The sequence below is a fragment of the Rhizobium rhizogenes NBRC 13257 genome, assembly GCF_000696095.1.
GTDB lineage: Bacteria > Pseudomonadota > Alphaproteobacteria > Rhizobiales > Rhizobiaceae > Rhizobium > Rhizobium rhizogenes.
Map to the genome: position 1 here is coordinate 1 of NZ_BAYX01000039.1, position 3,286 is coordinate 3,286.

The following is a 3,286-nucleotide window of genomic DNA, read 5'->3' on the forward strand; positions in this document are numbered from 1 at the left end:
CGTCACGATCGTCACCAACGACTTGGCACTGAAGGGTGCGACCGTTACCGGCAACTCTGTCACTGCTAACGTCAAGAATCTGACGATCGAGAGCCTGGTGGATACGGCAACCGCCAAGGCCAATCAGCTCAATGTCTCGGGTTCGGTCGGCACGAATGGCTTCAGCGTCTCCGGCGTGACGCAGAAAGCGACCGGCGATGCCGTCGTCGTCTCGGAACAATCCGGCATTCATGCCGGCAGCGGCGGCCTTGATCTCACGGTCGACAAGCAGACATCGCTGATCGGCGGCCTGATCACCAGCGACGCAACTGCGGACAAGAACCGCTTTGAGACCGGCACGCTGACGGTCGCCGATATCGATACGCATTCGACCTGGAAGGCCGACACCTTTGGCGGCTCGATCGGTACCAGCGGGCTCAGCATTGCTCCGCCGGTCAAGGCCGGAGAGAACAAGACCGGGCAGGCCCTGTCGGCGATCGGCGGCAATATCCCGATCACCATCACCGATCCAGCGCACCAGACGCAGGAAATCGGCACGATCCGCCGGGATACCGACAACACCAATACCTCGCTGCCTGGCCTGCCGGACCTGCAGAACATCCTGCGCGAGCAGTACAAGACGCAGGCTGATCTGCAGGCGGCGCAGAAGACGATGGCGGGGTTGGTGGCAACGATCGCCAATCAGTTTGTCGATCAGGCTGATACTCCGGCTGAACTTGCCTTCTGGGGTGAGGGCGGTGCTGGCCGAGCTATGCTCCATGCGATTGGCGCTGGCATCCTTGGTGGTGTTAACGGATGGGAAGGCGCGCTTAAGGGAGCAGCCGGTGGCGCTACGTCCACATTGCTTGCCCCAGCGATTGACAAACTTGTCGCTGGTTTGCTGAAGGGCACAAAGTTTGAAGGCACGCAGGAGGGCCAGCAACTCGCCACACTGCTCGGCCAAGGCTTGGCCGCCGTGGCGGGCGCAGCTGGCGGCGGCGAAGGCGCGGCATATGGGGCTGCAAATTACCAGTTCAACTATCTTAACGATAAGCAGTACTTCCAGCTCAAGAGTATGGATATGGCTTGTAAGGTAGGTGTTGGTGGAGCCTGCGACATTGTCAGAGACTTACAGAAACTAGATCAAATCACCAACCAGCAACTGGTGAGCGCTTGCAGTGCGGATATTGGTTCCGACGCCTGCATCGCAGCAAGACAGGACCTTGGAGCGGCTATTCATTCTATCGGTACGCAAGGATTGGGTCTGTCAGACACAGAACGAAGGCTGCTTGAAGGGTATTATGCTGAGCTGCAGTCTCTTCAGCGAGATCCCACTGGCACAAAGCAGATACTGGACGCAATAGTTGGGATTGTTCTAAGTTCGCCCCGCGCAACCGTAGCAATAGAAGGGCTCAACGGCGGCGGTGGTCGTGGCGGGATCCAGACGGGCATAACGAATAAAACGGGTACAGTCTGGGACAACGTTACCGCAACAGCGGGAAATTTGCCCAACACGCAGATTCCGGCCACATTTAAAATTCGATCAGGCAGTCAAGAATTTTATGTGAATTCTAACGCGACGAAGCATATGGGTGAGTATCTTGAAAAGTCCTCCAACCCCATCAATGATCAGCAGCTGCTAACTAGTTTTTCCGCTACAGTCGATCAAATTGCTTCAACAGGGAGCATACAATTCGGCAAGGTTTACAACATGAATGGTTGGGAAATAATTTTTAGTCAAAGGGCCGGTGACAGCCTGCCAGTTATCAAACATGCGTTGTACATTCCATGAGCGATATTAATATCGTCGCAGAGGGAATCTCAATTCAACTCGAGTTTGTTAACGTTGATCCAGGTGATCCAAGCTCAATGTGCTGGCGCATTAGCTTGGAACTATCGCATGCAACAGGGCATTTTTCATATTGCGCTGATGATATTTGGCTTGAGACTGAAATGTGGGATGCATTTGTATCTGATTTGACATCAGGCCCGCGTCATAGTGCAAGGCTCTACGATTTAAGTAACTACTTCACGCTGAATATTGAGCGCCAGAACCGCTGTTTTGAGGTTGATATTGCGGCACACGAGCCAGTGGTGCGCAGTGGAGGTCTGCAACTTAGGGGGAAACTCTCTGTCGAACTGGATAGCGGCCTCATCGAAAAACTGCACAGTGGCTTTGCTGGTTATCCTAAATTCTGGTGAGTGTGGCGTTGTTGGGTTCTGTCGCAAACTTTTCACCGGATTTGCAACCTGTATGGTCATGCCATAGATCTGGGTTGAAGATGAGCAGGCATTTTTGGGTTCCCCGATCATGATCGATTTCAAAGGCAGCCACTACCCGAAAGACGTGATCTTATACGCGGTGTTTTTCTACGTCAGATATGCGGTCTCCTATCGTGATTTGGAAGAGATCGTGGCTGAGCGTGGTGTTTCCGTTGACCACGCGACGCTGAACAGATGGGTTGTGAAATATTCGCCCTTGATTGCCGGCCGGGCCCCGCGCCGGAAATCCGCGACCAGCAGTTCCTGGCGAATGGACGAGACCTATATCCAGGTCAAAGGCAAATGGACCTATTTCTATCGCGCTGTCGATAAATTCGGCAAAGCCCTTGATTTCATGCTTTCTGAACACCGCGATGAGGCTGCGGCCAGCGCATTCTTCGCCCGCACAATCGAGAACAACGGCTGGCCTGAAAAAGTCGTCGTCGACAAGAGCGGTGCGAACCTGGCAGGATTGCAAAACATTAACTGGCTGCTGCTGTTGCAGGGATGGTTCTGGCTGATCGAGATCCTGCAGGTGAAATACCTCAACAACATGATCGAGCAAGACCACCGGTTTATTAAGAAGCTGACCCGACCGATGAAACGCTTCAAATCCTTTCAATCTGCGTCAGCAACGCTGGATGGCATCGAAGTGGCGCATATGATCCGCAAGCGGCAATTTCCAACAAGTGGCCAATCCGCATTTCAGCAATTCGCCGCGCTCGCAGCATAACTATGTTCAGCGATACCTGTTTCCGCAGCCTTTCCAAAAGTTTGCGACAGAACCCAATTTGTGTCAGCATTCTCCGAAGTCCACCCGACACAAGGTCGTGACCTTCCAATTGCGACGAGGCGGTAGAAGTATCACGCCTAGATCGTTTGTGATTTCTATAAGTCCGGGACGCTCGCGGCGCGAGATCTAAAGTTCCATAATTTCTATTATCTAATTCGCGGCAACTAATTGAATAATAACAATATTCATTCGCTATACCGTTTTTTAATGCCATCGTTGGTGACGGATCACCCTCGCCTCTTGACGGAGTTT

At 53.0% G+C, this 3,286-nt stretch carries 3 protein-coding genes; all 3 read left to right on the forward strand.

Translation table 11 applies throughout. The features are described 5' to 3' along the window. Nucleotides 1-1,771 (forward strand): DUF6862 domain-containing protein (locus RRH01S_RS35075; protein WP_234711814.1); only part of this gene is annotated, 1,771 nt, incomplete at its 5' end. Further along, nucleotides 1,768-2,181 (forward strand): hypothetical protein, encoded by a 414-nt coding sequence (locus RRH01S_RS34280; RefSeq protein ID WP_131597928.1) that lies wholly within the window; start codon nt 1,768-1,770, stop codon nt 2,179-2,181. The genes RRH01S_RS35075 and RRH01S_RS34280, both read left to right, overlap by 4 nt. Before the next feature lie 109 nt (nt 2,182-2,290). Then, on the forward strand, nt 2,291-2,974 hold the full coding sequence (locus RRH01S_RS33010) for an IS6 family transposase (protein ID WP_042477819.1): 684 nt from the start codon (nt 2,291-2,293) through the stop codon (nt 2,972-2,974). Nucleotides 2,975-3,286 lie beyond the last annotated feature (312 nt).

Coding starts and splice junctions, on each gene's coding strand:
- RRH01S_RS34280 (WP_131597928.1), top strand. CDS start 1,768: ATGAGCGATATTAATATCGTCGCAGAGGGAATCTCAATTCAACTCGAG.
- RRH01S_RS33010 (WP_042477819.1), top strand. CDS start 2,291: ATGATCGATTTCAAAGGCAGCCACTACCCGAAAGACGTGATCTTATAC.